The sequence below is a fragment of the Liquorilactobacillus mali genome (assembly GCF_001437155.1).
Classification (GTDB): Bacteria; Bacillota; Bacilli; order Lactobacillales; family Lactobacillaceae; genus Liquorilactobacillus; species Liquorilactobacillus mali_A.
In genome coordinates this window covers 1-1,346 of sequence record NZ_JQAR01000060.1, presented here as the reverse complement: position 1 = coordinate 1,346, position 1,346 = coordinate 1, and the positions used below count along the sequence as shown (strand labels likewise).

Below are 1,346 nucleotides of genomic sequence, written 5' to 3'. Positions count from 1 at the left end.
GAAAAATATAAAGCAGGAGGATTACAATGCTGAAAACTTATTCTTTAACAAAAGATACATTATTAGTTTCGTCAGAATCAAATATCAAAAATTCTTCTGTTGTTTATGTTTATGGTGACGAACGAGAATATATCGAATCTTTTGAACATAAATATGACTTTAAAATAGGCAATATACTAACGTTTGATGATCGAGTTGCATATGACACGATGATAGATCGGAACGATGAAAAAAGTTTGCTCGTAAGTTTTCTGTTTCCCGAGATACATGAAGGTGGGCATCTAGATAATCTGACGACATCTGTTGTTTTCTTGGTATTTAAAAATAAGTTGATAATTTTTACAAAACAAAAATTAAAATTCATTCCCGAACTCTTATCCAATATGGTTTTACGTGATGTCAATAATTTCATGGAGGAAGTACTTTTAAAGATCATGCAAAAACATTTCTATGTGATGCTTAACGAACTTCGTGGAATCAAGGAAAAAATTGATGATTTAGACTCAAAAATATCAACGTCCGGTCCACGCAGACCAACGTTTGGTGATTTATTGACTCTTCAAAAATACATGATAGCTTTGTCAACAACTTATGGCGCTAATCACAAAGCGCTGGATTTCATTAAAAAAAATTTCACAACTATTAATGATATTGATTTTACCACCAAAAAAATAATTGATGAGATATACGATACAAGTGACACAATGGATAGAATTATTTTAGGTTACAGACAATATTTGGATGATTTGGAAAATATGATAAACAATATGTTTTCGTATCAGCTAAACATGATTATGAAAACGCTAACAGAGATATCAATCGTTTTGACTATTCCAGCGATTATTTTTGGTTTTTGGGGAATCAATGTCGATGTCCCGTTTGAAAAATCTTCTTATGGTTTTTTTGCTGTGCTGATTATCTCTGTTATACTAAGCCTAATTTGCTGGTTTTGGTTGCGACGCAAAAAATATTTGTAAAGTATTTGTGATACCCTAATATGATTTAAAGCAGAATTACTTTGTTGACTTTTTAAAAGGCTGATTCCTTTCAATAATTTAATAGCTTTTGTCAGGAATTGTAATATAAATAGACAGTGGTATTTGTTATTTATCTAAATAGCTTTTTAATGTATTGCACTGTGCGCGGAGAAATATTAAAAGCTTCAGCGGCTTCCTTCACAGTATGAGAGTTAGAATATTCAAAGATAGCCATATTCCGGCTATCTTTTTTTCTTTTGGGTCTCCCCTCCTTATAGTTGGGATTGTGTTGCCTTGCAAATATTTTAACGGCTTGCGTACGCTCGATAATCATATCACGCTCCATCTCCGCAACCGATAGCAAAGTTC

2 protein-coding genes are annotated in these 1,346 nt (G+C 32.3%); one reads left to right on the top strand and one right to left on the bottom strand.

What is annotated here, in order from left to right; translation table 11 throughout:
• Window positions 1-26 precede the first annotated feature (26 nt).
• The gene (locus tag IV36_RS11685; protein ID WP_056992662.1) at window positions 27-977 is read left to right on the top strand and encodes a magnesium transporter CorA family protein; all 951 of its coding nucleotides are present in this window, start codon (window positions 27-29) and stop codon (window positions 975-977) included.
• A 130-nt stretch (window positions 978-1,107) separates the two neighbouring features.
• On the opposite strand, the gene IV36_RS11680 is transcribed toward IV36_RS11685, so the two are convergent.
• On the bottom strand, window positions 1,108-1,346 hold a 239-nt coding region (locus IV36_RS11680), incomplete at its 5' end, for a helix-turn-helix domain-containing protein (RefSeq protein ID WP_156648681.1).